Origin of the sequence: Klebsiella sp. K4 (genome assembly GCF_014596785.2) — a bacterium.
Classification (GTDB): Bacteria; Pseudomonadota; Gammaproteobacteria; order Enterobacterales; family Enterobacteriaceae; genus Klebsiella; species Klebsiella pneumoniae.
Map to the genome: position 1 here is coordinate 2,890,732 of NZ_CP115021.1, position 15,591 is coordinate 2,906,322.

At 60.5% G+C, this 15,591-nt stretch carries 14 protein-coding genes; 2 read left to right on the plus strand and 12 right to left on the minus strand.

What is annotated here, in order from left to right:
- Window positions 1-62: 62 nt before the first annotated feature.
- From paaK to paaA, 11 genes are read right to left on the minus strand one after another with little or no spacing between them, the layout of a single operon-like run.
- Window positions 63-1,379, minus strand: coding sequence for a phenylacetate--CoA ligase PaaK (gene paaK, locus IB144_RS14430; protein ID WP_048270643.1), 1,317 nt, complete (start codon window positions 1,377-1,379; stop codon window positions 63-65).
- A gap of 26 nt (window positions 1,380-1,405) precedes the next feature.
- Window positions 1,406-2,611 carry a 3-oxoadipyl-CoA thiolase gene (gene pcaF, locus IB144_RS14435; RefSeq protein WP_032419031.1) on the minus strand — a complete coding sequence of 402 codons (1,206 nt, stop codon included), beginning with the start codon at window positions 2,609-2,611 and terminating at the stop codon, window positions 1,406-1,408.
- Window positions 2,611-3,033, minus strand: a complete 423-nt coding sequence (paaI, locus tag IB144_RS14440) for a hydroxyphenylacetyl-CoA thioesterase PaaI (protein WP_002902876.1) — start codon at window positions 3,031-3,033, stop codon at window positions 2,611-2,613. Before paaI ends, pcaF begins: the two co-directional genes overlap by 1 nt.
- Window positions 3,023-4,447, minus strand: coding sequence for a 3-hydroxyacyl-CoA dehydrogenase (locus IB144_RS14445; protein WP_074440766.1), 1,425 nt, complete (start codon window positions 4,445-4,447; stop codon window positions 3,023-3,025). Before IB144_RS14445 ends, paaI begins: the two co-directional genes overlap by 11 nt.
- The gene (paaG, locus tag IB144_RS14450; RefSeq protein ID WP_004140117.1) at window positions 4,448-5,236 is read right to left on the minus strand and encodes a 2-(1,2-epoxy-1,2-dihydrophenyl)acetyl-CoA isomerase PaaG; all 789 of its coding nucleotides are present in this window, start codon (window positions 5,234-5,236) and stop codon (window positions 4,448-4,450) included.
- Window positions 5,237-5,238: 2 nt separating this feature from the next.
- Window positions 5,239-6,006 carry a 2,3-dehydroadipyl-CoA hydratase PaaF gene (gene paaF, locus IB144_RS14455; RefSeq protein ID WP_032414853.1) on the minus strand — a complete coding sequence of 256 codons (768 nt, stop codon included), beginning with the start codon at window positions 6,004-6,006 and terminating at the stop codon, window positions 5,239-5,241.
- Entirely contained in the window at window positions 6,003-7,073 is a 1,071-nt protein-coding gene (paaE, locus tag IB144_RS14460; protein ID WP_004212297.1) for a 1,2-phenylacetyl-CoA epoxidase subunit PaaE, read from the minus strand. Before paaE ends, paaF begins: the two co-directional genes overlap by 4 nt.
- Window positions 7,074-7,080: 7 nt before the next feature.
- The gene (gene paaD / locus IB144_RS14465; protein ID WP_046654301.1) at window positions 7,081-7,578 is read right to left on the minus strand and encodes a 1,2-phenylacetyl-CoA epoxidase subunit PaaD; all 498 of its coding nucleotides are present in this window, start codon (window positions 7,576-7,578) and stop codon (window positions 7,081-7,083) included.
- An 11-nt stretch (window positions 7,579-7,589) separates the two neighbouring features.
- A complete protein-coding gene (gene paaC / locus IB144_RS14470) occupies window positions 7,590-8,345 on the minus strand; it encodes a 1,2-phenylacetyl-CoA epoxidase subunit PaaC (RefSeq protein ID WP_023285070.1) in 756 nt (251 codons plus the stop codon).
- 7 nt (window positions 8,346-8,352) lie between these two features.
- Window positions 8,353-8,640, minus strand: coding sequence for a 1,2-phenylacetyl-CoA epoxidase subunit PaaB (paaB, locus tag IB144_RS14475; RefSeq protein ID WP_002902768.1), 288 nt, complete (start codon window positions 8,638-8,640; stop codon window positions 8,353-8,355).
- Window positions 8,641-8,651: 11 nt separating this feature from the next.
- Window positions 8,652-9,581, minus strand: coding sequence for a 1,2-phenylacetyl-CoA epoxidase subunit PaaA (gene paaA, locus IB144_RS14480; protein ID WP_004176377.1), 930 nt, complete (start codon window positions 9,579-9,581; stop codon window positions 8,652-8,654).
- A gap of 286 nt (window positions 9,582-9,867) precedes the next feature.
- Between paaA and paaZ the strand changes: the two genes are divergently transcribed.
- The gene (gene paaZ, locus IB144_RS14485) at window positions 9,868-11,913 is read left to right on the plus strand and encodes a phenylacetic acid degradation bifunctional protein PaaZ (RefSeq protein WP_020802307.1); all 2,046 of its coding nucleotides are present in this window, start codon (window positions 9,868-9,870) and stop codon (window positions 11,911-11,913) included.
- 421 nt (window positions 11,914-12,334) lie between these two features.
- The gene (gene tynA, locus IB144_RS14490) at window positions 12,335-14,602 is read left to right on the plus strand and encodes a primary-amine oxidase (protein ID WP_065888644.1); all 2,268 of its coding nucleotides are present in this window, start codon (window positions 12,335-12,337) and stop codon (window positions 14,600-14,602) included.
- A 2-nt stretch (window positions 14,603-14,604) separates the two neighbouring features.
- Here tynA and IB144_RS14495 read toward each other — a convergent pair whose 3' ends face one another.
- Entirely contained in the window at window positions 14,605-15,588 is a 984-nt protein-coding gene (locus tag IB144_RS14495; protein ID WP_072201119.1) for a zinc-dependent alcohol dehydrogenase family protein, read from the minus strand.
- Window positions 15,589-15,591 lie beyond the last annotated feature (3 nt).

The following is a 15,591-nucleotide window of genomic DNA, read 5'->3' on the forward strand; positions in this document are numbered from 1 at the left end:
CATAGCACAGGAAATTCCCGGCTTACGGCGTAAAGGCCTCAGCCGGGTTATCGGGGAGAGGATTAACCGCTAACCACCGCTTTTCGCAGGTCGAATACCCGACAGGCTTTCCCTTCCGAGCGCGGAATGCTGCCGCAGTTGACGATAGTAATATCGGTGGAGATCCCGACCATCGACTTAATGCGGTGACGCAACTGATGGCAAATCTGGCAGCGTTGTTCATGACTCAGCGCCAGCCCGCTCTCTTTCAGCTCAACGCGCACCGCCAGCGAATCCAGATGACCGCGGCGATTGACCTCTAACTGATAGTGCGGCGCCAGGTGTTCAAACTTGAGGATCTCCTCTTCCAGCTGCGAGGGGAAGACGTTAACCCCGCGGATAATCAGCATATCGTCGCTGCGTCCGCTGATGCGATCCATGCGGCGCATGGTCCGCGCGGTTCCCGGCAGCAGGCGCGTCAGATCGCGGGTACGATAGCGGATCACCGGCAGCGCTTCTTTGGTCAGGGTGGTAAACAGCAGCTCACCATGCTCGCCATCTTCCAGCGGCGTACCGTCGTCCGGGTTGACGATTTCCGGGAAGAAGTGGTCTTCCCAGATAGTCGGGCCGTCAACGGTTTCCAGACACTCCATCGCTACGCCCGGTCCCATGACTTCCGACAAGCCGTAAATATCCAGGGCGGTGATCCCCAGCCGGCGCTCGATTTCCGCGCGCATCGCCAGCGTCCACGGCTCAGCGCCAAAGACGCCGACCCGCAATGAACAGCCGCGGGCATCGCCGCCCATCTGGCGCTCCAGCTCTTCAATCAGATTCAGACAGTAGGACGGCGTCACCATGATCATATCCGGCTGGAAATCGCGGATCAGCTGCGCCTGTTTTTCGGTCTGTCCGCCGGACATCGGGATCACCGTCGCGCCCAAACGTTCCGCGCCGTAGTGCGCGCCAAGGCCGCCGGTAAACAGGCCGTAGCCGTAGGCGACGTGAATTTTATCTTTTGCTGAACCACCGGCCGCGCGCAGCGAACGGGCGACAATATTGGCCCAGTTATCAATATCGTTTTGCGTATATCCCACCACCGTCGGTTTGCCGGTGGTGCCGGAAGAGGCGTGAATGCGCACCACCTGCTCCATCGGCACCGCGAAGGTATCGAAGGGATAGTTGTCGCGCAGATCCTGTTTGGTGGTGCAGGGGAATTTTTGCAGATCGTTTAATTCCCGAAAGTCGTCAGGGTGCACGCCAGCGGCGTCGAATTTGCGGCGATACATCGGCACATTTTCGTACGCATGCTTCAGCGTCCATTTCAGGCGCTGGGTTTGCAGGGCCTGCAGTGCGTCACGCGATGCGGTTTCAATCGGATCTAATTTTGTAGTAGTTATCATTGTAGGGTACTCGCAGGTAAATTAGCTCACACTCGCTCGAGGATCATGGCAATGCCCTGACCCACGCCAATACACATCGTACACAGCGCATAGCGCCCGCCCCGGCGTTGCAGCTCAAGGCTGGCGCTCAGCGCTAACCGCGCGCCGCTCATGCCCAGCGGATGGCCTAACGCGATGGCGCCGCCGTTGGGATTCACGTGCGCCGCATCGTCCGGCACGCCGAGCTGTCTGAGCACCCCCAGCGCCTGGGCGGCGAAGGCCTCATTCAGCTCAATCAGATCCATATCGTTAATATTGAGTCCCGCCCGCTCCAGCACTTTACGCACCGCCGGTACCGGCCCCAGTCCCATCAGGCGCGGTTCGACACCCGCCGTCGCCATCGCCACGATACGCGCCCGCGGCGTGAGCCCCTGGATAGCGGCCTGCTGTTCGCTGGCGATGATCAGCGCCGCGGCGCCATCGTTGACGCCTGAAGCATTGCCCGCAGTAATGACGCCGCCCTGGCGGAACGGCGCTTTCAGTTTCGCCAGCTGCTCAAGCGTGGTTTCCGGGCGCGGATGCTCGTCCTCGCGCACGTCGCTAACCGTCCCTTTCCGGCCGACAATCTGCACCGGCACAATCTCCTGCGCCAGAATGCCGTCGCGCTGGGCCTGCGCCGTGCGCTGCTGGCTGCGCCAGGCGAAAGCGTCCTGATCGGCCCGGCTGATATTTAACAATTCAGCTACATTCTCGGCCGTTTCCGGCATGCTGTCAGTTCCGAAGTGTTGCGCCATGAGCGGGTTCACAAAACGCCAGCCAATCGTGGTATCAAAGAGTTCCGCCTGACGCTGGTACGGCGTGCTGGCTTTTCCCATCACGAAAGGCGCACGCGACATCGATTCCACGCCGCCGGCAATCAGCAGATCGGCATCGCCGGCTTTGATCGCCCTGGCGGCAAAGCCGATGGCATCCAGACCCGATCCGCACAGGCGGTTAATCGTGGTGCCCGGCACGGTATGCGGGTAACCGGCCAACAACGTCGCCATGTGCGCCACGTTGCGGTTATCTTCCCCGGCCTGATTCGCACAGCCGAAAATCACATCATCAATTGCTGCCGGGTCGAGCCCGGGATTACGACTCAGGAGCTCACGCAGCGGGATTGCCGCCAGGTCGTCGGCGCGCACACTGGCCAGCGCGCCGCCGTAGCGGCCAATCGGCGTACGGATCCCGTCACAAATAAAGGCGTCGCGCATTACACGTCTCCCGTGATTGTGCCGCCGATGCGGTGCGATTTGCCGCGGAACAGGGCCACAATCTTTTGCTGTTGATTAACAATTTCGATGTCGTAGACGCCGGTCAGCTTGCCCTGCTGTTTGACTCTGGCGGTGGCGACCAGCCGGTCGCCGGCAAACGCCGGACGAAGAAAATCAATGCTTGCCGCCGAGGCCACCGCCGCCAGCCCCTGGCTGTTACAGGCGTAGGCGAAAGCGGTATCGGCAAGCGTAAATAGCTGACCACCGTGACAGGTTTGATGGCCGTTAAGCATGTCCGCCGAGACGGTCATACTCATCTGCGCAAAACCGTCGTCCATTTCGATAAGTTCGATCCCCATCTTTCTGGCGCAGGTATCTTTTTCGTACATCACGCGCGCGTTGCGCCACGGATCATTGCTCATGGTGCTTCTCCATCAGCGCCTTCTGGCGCAGCAGGGAACTGGGGCGATAGCGCTCCTCGCCATAATGGTGTTGCAGGTTCTCCAGCAGTTGCAGCACCCGCCGCCAGCCAAGGCGTTCTCCCCATGCCAGCGGGCCATGCGGATAGTTGACGCCAAGGCGCATCGCGGTATCGACATCCTGCGGGCTGGCGACGCCTTTTTGCACCGCATCCAGCGCTTCGTTAATCAGCATCGCCACCGTGCGCCACACCAGCAGGCCGGGATAATCGGCAATACGCAGCACTTTCTTGCCCTGCTGCTGGAAGTAATGCACGGCCTTATCAGTGGCCGCAGGCGCGTTGGTTGCCGCTGCGGCCAGCACCACCTTATCGCTGGCGCACAGGTCATACACCACCACCGGGCGGTGATGCTTAATACTCAGCGCCAGGGCGGTCTCGCCTTCGGTCTCCAGCAGCAAGACATCGTCTAATTCAGTGACATTGTCACTTCTGACGGTAACGGATTCAGCACCCATCATTACCGGCGGCAGCGCCGCGTCCGGCAGTGTCTCAGCGGGCCAGCGATAGACGCCGTGGCCGCTCTTTTTACCTAGCCGCCCGGCCAGCGCCAGCTCTTGCTGGAGGAGCGATGGCAGGTAGCGGCGGTCCTGCCAGAAGGCGTTAAACACCGAACAGGTCACGGCGAAGTTGACGTCCTGGCCAATCAGGTCCGTCAGCGCCAGCGGTCCCATAGGAAAACCGCCGCCGTCACGCAAAGCGGCATCGATAACCTCCGGGGCGGCGACCTGCTCTTCCAGCGCGCGCCAGGCCTCAGCGTAGAACGGACGCGCTACGCGGTTAACGATAAAACCGGGCGTTGAGCGGCAGCGTACCGGCTGTTTCCCCCAGCCGCTTACGCACTGGCACAGCTGCTCCACCACTTCGGTGGAGGTCGCAAGACCACTCACCACCTCGACCAGCTTCATCACCGGCGCCGGATTAAAAAAGTGCAGTCCGGCCACCCGCTCCGGGTTTTTGACCCCGGCGGCGATGGCGGTAATCGAAATAGACGAGGTATTACTGGTCAACAGCGTTGACGGCGCGCAGATCTCCGCCAGCTGCGTGAACAGCGCCGTTTTGACCTCCAACCGTTCAGAGGCCGCTTCGATCACTAAATCTGCATCGGCAAGCGCGGCTAAATCGTGGGCCGGATGCAGGCGCGCCAGCAGCGCATCGGCCTGCTCTGACGCCAGTTTGCCCCGCGCAACGCGTGACGCCAGACGCCCGGCGATACCCTCTATCGCCAGGTCTACAGCCTTAGGGTTAATATCAAAAATACGCACCGGATGCCCGGCGGCGGCAGCCACTTCGGCGATGCCGGCCCCCATGGTGCCGCTGCCGATCACCGCCACGTTGACTAAGGATGTCGTCATCATCTATTTCCCGCTGAACTGTGGTGGCCGTTTGGCCAGAAACGCGCTGACCCCTTCGCGGTAATCATCGCTGCGCCCGGCCAGACGCTGATAATCGCGCTCCAGGTCCAGCTGCGCGTCGAGACTGTTGGTTTCAGAGGCCAGCAGCGCCTTTTTAATCAGCCCAAGACCAAACGTCGGTTGCGCCGCCAGATGGCGCGCCAGTTGCAGACTGGTATCCGCCAGTTCTGAATCGTCCACCAGTTGCCAGATAATCCCCCACTGCGCGGCCTGTTCCGCGCTGAGGCTGTCGCCCAGCAGCGCCAGCCCCATCGCGCGCGCACGGCCGGCCACCCGCGGCAGGAACCAGCTGCCGCCGCAGTCCGGCACCAGGCCGAGCTTGCTGAACGCCATCACAAATTTGGCCGAACGCGCGGCCAGCACGATATCGCAGCCCAGCGCCAGGGTAGCGCCCGCGCCGGCGGCCACGCCGTTAACCGCGCAGATGACCGGTTTCGGCAGCGCCGCCAGACGGCGCACTAACGGGTTGTAAAAGCGTTCTACCGACATGCCAAGATCCGGCGGCGGGCCGCTGGGGTCGACATTGCGGTCGTTCAAATCCTGGCCGGCGCAAAAACCGCGGCCGGCGCCGGTGATCAGCAGGCAGCGCACGCCATCATCGCGCTCGGCCTGCTTCAGACATTCCGCCAGCTGGTGATGCATCAGGTCGTTAAAACTGTTGAGGCGGTCCGGGCGATTGAGGGTAATGGTCATGACGCCCTGTTCCACTGCGCTGAGAATGAAAGCTTCCACGATTAGCGTCCTTTAAATTCCGGGGTACGTTTTTGTAAGAAGGCGTCGATGCCTTCGCGGCGGTCCTCGGTGGCGCTCAGCAGGCTAAACAGCTGGCGCTCCTGTTGTAGACCGGCCTGCAGGCTGACTTCCTGCGCCAGGCGCAGCGACTGTTTTGCCGCCCGTAGCGCCAGCGGCGAATGGCGGGCAATGGTGGTTGCCAGTTTCAGGGCATACTCATCGGTTAACGCCGCCGGATGGATATCACTGACCAGCCCGGCCTGCTGCGCCTGGCGGGCGTCAATACTCTCGCCGCTCAGCACCATCCGGCTGGCCAGCGCCTTGCCAACGCTGCGGATCAGCCGCTGGGTGCCGCCCGCGCCCGGCATTATGCCGAGGGTAATTTCCGGCAGGCCAAAGCGGGCGTTGTCCCCGGCGACAATCAGATCGCACAGCAGAGCCAGCTCGCAGCCGGCGCCGAGGGCGTAGCCGTTGACCGAGGCGATGAGCGGCTTAGTAAAAGCATCGATTCGCCCCCATAACCGTGGGCGAATATCATCCAGGGTGGCAGGCAGATCTTTTTCCGCCATTTCATTGAGGTCAGCCCCGGCGGCGAAAAAACGCGCGTTACCGCTGATAACGCAGACGCCGACGCTGTCATCAACTGCCGCGGCCTCCAGCGCCTCGGCAATCTGGGTTAATAAGGCATTGTTCAGCGCGTTGCGGGCCTGCGGGCGGTTCAGCGTCAACTGAAGCACCCGGCCATGACGGTGGATCAGCAGGTCACTCATGCCATCCCCCGCGCGTCAAAGTCGACCACTACATCGCCGCTGGTCGGCAGCGACTGGCAGCTCAGCACGTAGCCCGCCGCCAGCTCATCCGCTTCCAGGCTGTAATTGGCGGCCATCGCCACTTCACCGCGTAGCACTTTGCATTTACAGGTGGCGCATACCCCGCCCTTACAGGCGAACGGCAGATCGGCGCCCTGACGCAATGCGGCATCCAGGATGCTGTCGTCTTCGGCGCTGAGGGCGATAAGCCGATCGCGCCCGTCCTGGCGGATGGTCACCGTACGCCCTTCCGCCTGCACTCCAGCGACCCGCTTCACATTGCCGCCTGGGGTATTAAAGCGTTCGAGATGAATCGATTTCTCCGCTACGCCAAGTTCACGTAACGTCGCTTCCGCCTCGTCCATCATCGCCGCCGGACCGCAGATAAAGGCCTCGTCGAAACGGCTGAAATCCAGCAGATGGTCAGCGAGCTGGCGCAGTTTGTCGCCGTCAATGCGCCCCTGTAGCAGATCGCTGTCCATCGACTCCTGGCTAAACAGGTGGATCACCTGCAGGCGCTGCGGATAGCGGTCTTTTAAATCGGCCAGCGCCTGGCGGAACATCATGCTATGGCTGCTGCGGTTGCCGTAGATCAGCGTGAAGCGGCTTTGCGGCTCGGTCGCTAGCGTCGCGCTAATGATCGCCATCATCGGCGTGATCCCGGAGCCGGCGGCAATCGCCAGATATTCTCCCTGCCGTTCGGCCTGCGGTTGATAACCGAAATGCCCCTGCGGCACCATCACCTCCAGCTCCATACCCTGCTGGATATCGTGCTGGGCGTAGCGCGAGAAGCGTCCGCCGTCGATGGCTTTGACCGCGACGCTAATTTCGCCTGGCGTGCGGCTGTGACAAATGGAGTAACAGCGGCGCAGTTCTTCGCCGCCCAGACGGGCTTTTAGCGTCAGATGCTGGCCCGGGCGAAAACAGTATTCCGCCTGCAGGGCTTGCGGGATCGCAAAAGTGATGGTCACCGCATCGCGGGTTTCCGGCTCGACTCTCGCCACCTTAAGCGAATAGAACGTCGTCATGGCAACCTCAAATACATTTAAAGTAATCAAAAGGTTCCCGGCAGCTGTCGCAGCGATAGAGCGCTTTGCAGGCCGTGGAACCGAATTCGCTAATCAGTGAGGTATGGGTGCTGCCGCAGCGCGGACAGCTCACCTCAGCGGGCATATCCGCATGGCAGGCGTGCCCCTGGGGCGGGCTGATGCCGTACTGGTGCAGGCGCTCGCGGGCATCCTGACTCATCCAGTCGGTGGTCCACGGCGGATCCAGCTGCAGGACGATATGTACCGGCTGAAAGCCATGCTCGCTCATGACCGTGCGGATCTCCCCCAGCAGATGCTCCGTCGCCGGACAGCCCGAATAGGTCGGGGTAAAGCCAATCACCCAGCCGTCGCCATGGCGCGCGACGCTGCGCACCATACCGAGGTCGGTGATGGTGAGTACTGGCACTTCCGGATCCGGGATCGCGCTTAATAATCCCCAGATGGTGCGAACCTCTGCAGGAGCGATATCGGCAAGACGTTGCATAGTCACCTCACTTACCACTCCAGTCCGGGATGCGAACGCTGCAGATACTGCATCTCCGCCAGCAGCGGGCCGAGATGTTCACTGTGCAGCCCCTGTTTGCCGCCGCTGCGGAAGGCCGCTTCCTGCGGGATCTGTAAGCCGGAGTCGAGAAGCGCCGTGTGTACCGCGCTTTGCCATTCGGCCTGCAGTTCACGCGGATCAACCGCAATGCCCTGCTCAACCAGGCTGAGCTCCACTTCATCAGCGAGGAACAGTTCGCCGGTGAAGCGCCACAGATTGTCGACTGCCTGCTGCATTTTGCGATTTGATAATTCGGTGCCGTTACCCAGACGCTCCAGCCAGCCGCGGCTAAAGCGCTGGTGGTAACGCACCTCTTTTAGCCCTTTAGCGGCAATGGCCGCCAGCTGCGCGTCGCGGCTGTTCACCAGCCGGCTGAACAGGGCGACATGCCAGACGTCGATAAAGAACTGGCGGGCGATAGTGTCGGCAAAATTACCGTTTGGCTGCTCCACCAGCAGCAGGTTGCTGAACTGGCGCTCATCGCGGCCAAAAGCCAGCGTATCTTCGTCGCCGCAGCCGTTAAGCTCGGCGGCATAGCTTAAAAAATTGCGCGCCTGGCCGAGCAGGTCGAGGCCGATATTGGCCAGCGCAAGATCGATCTCGAGCTCGGGAGCATGTCCGCACCAGGCGCCTAAACGCTGGGCCAGAACCAGACCATTGTCGCCAAGCCGCAGGGCGTAGGTGGCTACGGGGTTAGGGTTATTCATCGCCGCCTCACATATGTTCCATGCCGTCCGGCACGGTATAGAAAGTCGGATGACGGTAGACTTTGCTTTCCGCCGGGTCGAAGAATTCGCCGCGATCTTCCGGCTGCGAAGCAACGATTTCGCTGGCCTTCACCACCCAAATTGAGCAGCCTTCGCTGCGGCGGGTGTAGGCATCGCGGGCATTCTCCAGCGCCATTTGATCATCGGCAGCGTGCAGACTGCCGACGTGACGATGGGATAACCCCTGTTTGCTGCGAACGAACACTTCATATAACGGCCAGTAAACTTTGCTCATGTTGTCTCTCCTCATGCCGCGCTGCGGGCCTGCTGTTTTTGCGCATGGGCCAGCGCGGCTTCGCGCACCCATTCGCCCTCTTCCCAGGCCTTACGCTTGGCGGCCAACCGCTCGTGATTGCAAATGCCACGGCCGCTAATCACCTCGTTAAATTCCTGCCAGTCGATTTCGCCGAAGCGGTAGTGGCCGCTGGCTTCATCAAACTGCAAATCCGGGTCCGGAACGGTCATACCGAGGATCTCTACCTGCGGCACGGTATTGTCGACGAAGCGCTGACGTAGCTCGTCGTTGGAGTGCAGTTTGATTTTCCACGCCATGCTGCGGGCGCTGTTCGGCGAGTTGTCATCGTTGGGGCCAAACATCATCAGCGCCGGCCACCAGAAGCGGTTAATGGCGTCCTGCAGCATCTGCCGCTGCGCGTCATTGCCCTGCGCCAGCGCCATGCAGGCTTCAAAACCCTGACGCTGGTGAAAGCTCTCTTCTTTGCAGATTTTGACCATCGCCCGGGCATAGGGGCCGTAGGAGGTCCGGCACAGCGCCACCTGGTTGACGATGGCCGCGCCATCGACCAGCCAGCCGATCACGCCGATATCCGCCCAGCTGAGGGTCGGGTAGTTAAAAATGGAGGAGTATTTCATCTGCCCGTCGAGCATCTTCTGATACAGGTCTTCCCGGGCGCAGCCAAGGGTTTCCGCGGCGCTATAGAGATACAGCCCGTGTCCAGCCTCATCCTGAACCTTAGCCAACAGGATCGCTTTGCGGCGCAGCGTCGGCGCGCGGGTGATCCAGTTGCCTTCCGGCAGCATGCCGACGATCTCCGAGTGCGCGTGCTGGCCTATCTGCCGAATCAAGGTCTTACGGTAGGCATCCGGCATCCAGTCCTGCGGTTCGATGGCCGTTTCCTGCGCGATGCGCTGGTCAAAGCGTTGTTCTTCTGTCACGTCATCACCTTTATGATTCCAATATTCACAACAAAAACATTTATGTGAATCACTTTGTTTATTGAAGGTTACATATTGGTTAAATAAAACCACAAATTTTGTTTGCTCTTTTTGTGATAATCTCCGCAAAACCTTTTGTAAACCACAATAAATACAGTAATTTAAGCATAAGGCGTAACGCCATCGCGATCACAATGTTAATAATTTATTAAATACGGGCTTGCATTTTATGATTCATAAAAGAACTATTTATAGATATCACACGTAACACATTTGGAGATTTGCGATGCAGCAGTTAGCCAGCTACTTATCCGGCGCCTGGCAGACCGGCCGGGGCCGCGCCCGTACTATCCATCACGCCATCACCGGCGCGGCGCTTTGGGAGGTGACCAGTGAAGGCCTGGATATGGCGCAGGCGCGCCGCTTCGCGATTGAGCGCGGTGGTAAAGCCCTGCAGGCGATGACCTTTATTGAACGCAGCGCGATGCTGAAAGCGGTGGCGAAACACCTGCTGGAGCAGAAAGACCAGTTCTACGCCATCTCCGCGCAAACCGGCGCCACTCGCGCCGACAGTTGGGTGGATATTGAAGGCGGTATCGGTACCCTTTTCACCTATGCCGGGCTCGGTAGTCGAGAATTACCGGACGATATCCTGTGGCCGGAAGACGAGCTCATCCCGCTCTCCAAACAGGGCGGTTTTGCCGCGCGTCATGTGCTAACCTCGAAATCAGGCGTCGCCGTCCATATCAACGCCTTCAACTTCCCCTGCTGGGGAATGCTGGAAAAACTGGCGCCCACGTGGCTTGCCGGTATGCCGGCGATCATTAAACCGGCCACCGCTACCGCCCAGCTCACCCAGGCAATGGTGAAAGCGATTGTCGACAGCGGCCTGGTGCCGGAGGGCGCCATCAGCCTGATTTGCGGCGGCGCGGGCGATCTGCTCGACCACCTCGATAGCCAGGACGTGGTGACCTTTACCGGGTCAGCCGCCACCGGCCAGCAGCTACGGGCGCACCCTAACCTGGTAGCCAAATCCATTCCCTTTACCATGGAAGCAGATTCACTCAACTGCTGCGTGTTAGGCGAAGACGTCACTCCGGAGCAACCGGAATTCGCGCTGTTTATTCGGGAAGTGGTCCGCGAGATGACGGCGAAAGCCGGGCAAAAATGTACCGCTATCCGCAGAATCATTGTGCCACTGGCTCAGATTAATGCGGTTAGCGATGCACTGATCTCCCGCCTGCATAAAGTAACCGTCGGTGACCCTGCGCAGGAGGGCGTTAAGATGGGGGCCCTGGTTAATAGCGAACAGCGTCAGGACGTACAGGAGAGCGTCAATAAGCTGATAGCCGCTGGCTGCGAAGTACTGCTCGGTGGAGAGGCGGATCTCAGCGCGGCCGGCGCATTTTTCCCGCCGACCCTGTTGTACTGCTCACAGCCGGATGAAACGCCGGCGGTTCACGCCATTGAAGCTTTTGGTCCGGTGGCGACGCTGATGCCGTATCGTGACCGCCAGCATGCGCTGACGCTGGCGCGCGCCGGCGGCGGCAGTCTGGCGGGGACGCTGGTCACCGCCAGCGGCGAGCTGGCGCGCGAGTTTATCCTCGGCGCCGCCCGCGCCCATGGCCGTATTCAGATACTGAACGAGGCGTCCTCGGTCGAGTCAACCGGCCACGGTTCGCCGCTGCCGCAGCTGGTGCACGGCGGCCCCGGCCGCGCTGGCGGCGGAGAAGAGCTTGGCGGGCTGCGTTCGGTGAAACACTATATGCAGCGTACCGCGGTCCAGGGCAGCCCAACGATGCTGGCGACCATCGGTCAACAGTGGGTGCGCGGCGCCCAGGTGAACGAAGACCGTATTCACCCGTTCCGCAAATATTTCGAAGAGATTCAGCCTGGCGACAGCTTATTAACCCCGCGCCGAACCCTGACCGAAGCGGATATCGTTAACTTCGCCTGCCTGAGCGGCGATCATTTCTACGCGCACATGGACAAAATCGCCGCCGCCGAGTCGATTTTTGGCGAGCGGGTGGTCCACGGCTATTTCCTGATCTCCGCCGCGGCCGGGCTGTTCGTCGATGCCGGCGTCGGGCCGGTTATCGCCAACTACGGGATGGAAAACCTGCGCTTTATTGAGCCGGTCAAACCGGGCGACACCATTCAGGTTCGCCTCACCTGTAAGCGGAAAACGGTCAAACGTCAGCGCAGCGCCGATGAGAAAGCCACCGGCGTGGTGGAATGGGCGGTGGAGATTTTCAACCAGCACCAGCAGGCGGTGGCGCTATATTCCATTCTGACCCTGGTGGCGCGTCAACAGGGAGATTTCCCGGCGTGATAGCGAAAAATAGATCGCTGGCGCTCTGTTGGCCGACCCTTTAGCCATTGATACAGCAATCGGTTTGCAACGGTTTCGCCCCGGGAAGTCCTTTATGTTATCTGTGGCTTCAGCGCACAGGGGGCGGCCAGTCGCCGCCGCCCCCTGTACCCCCGGGCTCGGGCCAGCAAGAATGGTGAATAAATTAACGGCAGGCCGCACGGACCGTAGGCCGGGTAAGGCGTCAGCCGCCACCCGGCAAAAAAATCAGCGCACATTCTCAATGCCTCTGCGGAGGCATTTTTTACGCCCGTCTGGCAAAACTGACAAACAAGCTGGCAAAAGCAAACAAACGCCCCGGCACCGCTGGCTGGTAGCTTAAGGATGACAAAGCCGACATTCGCAGCGGCAAGAGACAACACAACAATAAGATGAGGTCACAATGGCAAACGGCTTGAAATTTTCTCCTCGTAAAACCGCGCTGGCGCTGGCCGTGGCGGTGGTTTGCGCCTGGCAATCACCGGTCTTCGCTCACGGTAGCGAAGCCCACATGGTACCGCTGGATAAAACGCTGCAGGAATTCGGCGCCGATGTGCAGTGGGATGACTACGCGCAAATGTTCACCCTGATAAAAGACGGCGCTTACGTCAAAGTAAAGCCCGGCGCCAAAACGGCGATCGTCAACGGTAAATCCCTTGACCTACCGGTGCCTGTGGTAATGAAGGAAGGTAAAGCCTGGGTTTCCGATACCTTTATCAACGATGTCTTCCAGTCCGGTCTCGATCAGACCTTCCAGGTGGAAAAGCGCCCGCACCCGTTAAACTCGCTCTCGGCGGCGGAAATCAGTGAAGCGGTGACCATTGTCAAAGCCGCGCCGGAGTTTCAGCCGAATACCCGCTTTACTGAGATTTCCTTACACGAGCCGGACAAGGCGGCGGTATGGGCCTTTGCCCTGCAGGGAACGCCGGTCGATGCTCCCCGCACTGCCGATGTGGTGATGCTCGATGGCAAACACGTCATTGAAGCCGTGGTCGATCTGCAAAACAAAAAAATCCTCTCCTGGACGCCGATCAAAGGCGCCCACGGGATGGTGCTGCTCGATGATTTTGTCAGCGTGCAGAACATCATCAATGCCAGCAGCGAATTCGCTGAGGTGCTGAAAAAGCACGGTATTACCGATCCTGGCAAAGTGGTCACCACCCCGCTCACCGTTGGCTTTTTTGATGGCAAAGATGGCCTGCAGCAGGATGCGCGTCTGCTGAAGGTGGTCAGTTATCTGGATACCGGCGACGGCAACTACTGGGCGCACCCGATTGAAAACCTGGTGGCGGTGATCGACCTTGAAGCGAAGAAAATCATCAAAATCGAAGAAGGTCCGGTGATCCCGGTCCCAATGGAGCCCCGTCCGTATGATGGTCGCGACCGCAACGCCCCGGCGGTGAAACCGCTGGATATTACTGAACCGGAAGGCAAAAACTACACCATTACCGGCGATACCATTCACTGGCAGAACTGGGATTTCCACCTGCGTCTTAACTCGCGCGTCGGACCAATTCTGTCAACGGTGACCTACAACGATAACGGCACAAAACGCCAGGTGATGTATGAAGGTTCCCTCGGCGGGATGATCGTTCCCTACGGCGACCCGGACGTCGGCTGGTATTTCAAAGCCTACCTCGACTCCGGCGATTACGGCATGGGCACCCTGACCTCGCCGATTGTTCGCGGTAAAGATGCGCCGTCAAATGCGGTACTGCTGGACGAAACTATCGCCGATTACACCGGCAAACCGACCACTATTCCAGGTGCGGTGGCCATATTCGAACGTTATGCCGGGCCTGAGTATAAGCACCTGGAAATGGGCAAGCCCAACGTCAGCACCGAACGCCGGGAGCTGGTGGTGCGCTGGATCAGCACCGTCGGCAACTACGACTATATCTTTGACTGGGTGTTCCACGACAACGGCACCATCGGTATCGATGCCGGCGCCACCGGCATTGAAGCGGTGAAAGGCGTGCTGGCGAAGACCATGCATGACCCCAGCGCCAAAGAGGATACCCGCTACGGAACGCTGATCGACCATAATATTGTCGGCACCACTCACCAGCACATCTATAACTTCCGCCTCGACCTCGATGTGGACGGCGAGAACAACACCCTGGTGGCGATGGACCCGGAAGTGAAGCCCAACACCGCCGGCGGCCCGCGCACCAGTACTATGCAGGTGAATCAGTACACGATTGACAGCGAGCAAAAAGCGGCGCAGAAATTCGACCCGGGCACTATCCGCCTGCTGAGCAACACCAGCAAAGAGAACCGCATGGGCAATCCGGTCTCATACCAGATTATCCCTTACGCCGGCGGCACGCACCCGGCGGCGACCGGCGCCAAATTCGCCCCGGACGAGTGGATATATCATCGCCTGAGCTTTATGGATAAACAGCTGTGGGTGACGCGCTACCACCCGACAGAGCGATATCCGGAAGGGAAATACCCGAACCGTTCCGCCCACGATACCGGCCTGGGCCAGTACGCGAAGGATGATGAGTCGCTGACTAACCACGATGACGTCGTGTGGATCACCACCGGCACCACCCACGTGGCGCGCGCCGAAGAGTGGCCGATCATGCCGACCGAGTGGGCGCACGCGCTGCTCAAGCCGTGGAACTTCTTTGACGAAACCCCTACTCTGGGCGAAAAGAAAAAGTAATCTTAACCAGCGGTGAAATCCAGCAGGATCTTACCGCCTCTTCCCGGCTGGCCGGCGGCGGCAATCGCCGCCCGCCAGTCGTTCAACGCTATACGCTGGGCCGGCGGCTGGGAGGTCGTCGGCAGGCGCTGCCAGATTTCGTCGAACGCTGCCCGCCACGCCGCCACGCTGAGTGTCGGCAGCGCCTCCCGCAGATGAAACTTGCGCACCGTCGCGCTACCGCGCGTCTGGGTCAGCGGCCGCCCGGATAACAGCCCATAGGAGATGAGGGTCGACGACCCGGGCAGCACCGACAGCAGCGTATTCGCCAGTTCGCCGCCCACCGCGTCAAACACCAGATCGCTGTGCTGGCTGACCTTCTCCATCAGCGCCCGGTCGGTATCGAGGATCGGATAGATCCCGGCCTGTTCCAGGCGCGCCCGATGCTGCGGCGAGCGAATAATCCCGCTCACCGAGCGGGCGCCCATCGCCAGCGCCCACTGCCCCAGCAGACTGGCGCAGGAGGACGATGCCGCGGTCAGCACGAGGTGTTTTCCGGCAACCGGCCAGCGCTTGAGCATCAGCATCGCCGTCAGCGGATTGATATACCCGCGGGCGGCCAGCAGATCGTCAACTGCCGGCGGCACCGGCACCAGCCAGGTCTCATCCAGATCGATAAACCGCTGCCAGGTGCCGCCCCCGCGCAGGGGCAGCACCCGCTGGCCCGCGGCTAACCGGCTGCCGTATGGCGCGGCGACCACCTCGCCAAGGCCTTCATAGCCGGCGACGGCCGGCAGTCGGGTGCGGTGGCGATAGGCGCCGGTCACGGGGATCAGATCCGAAGGATTCACCGGGGCAAAGCGCATCCTGACCCGCACCCGTCCGCCCGCCAGCGGCGCCAGCGGCAGGCGTTTCAGCGTTAGCACCGCGGACGGCGGCCCGTAGCGGTCATAAACAATGGCGTCGTTGAACATCGACTGGCTCCAGACAACGAAAGTCGGGATCATAGC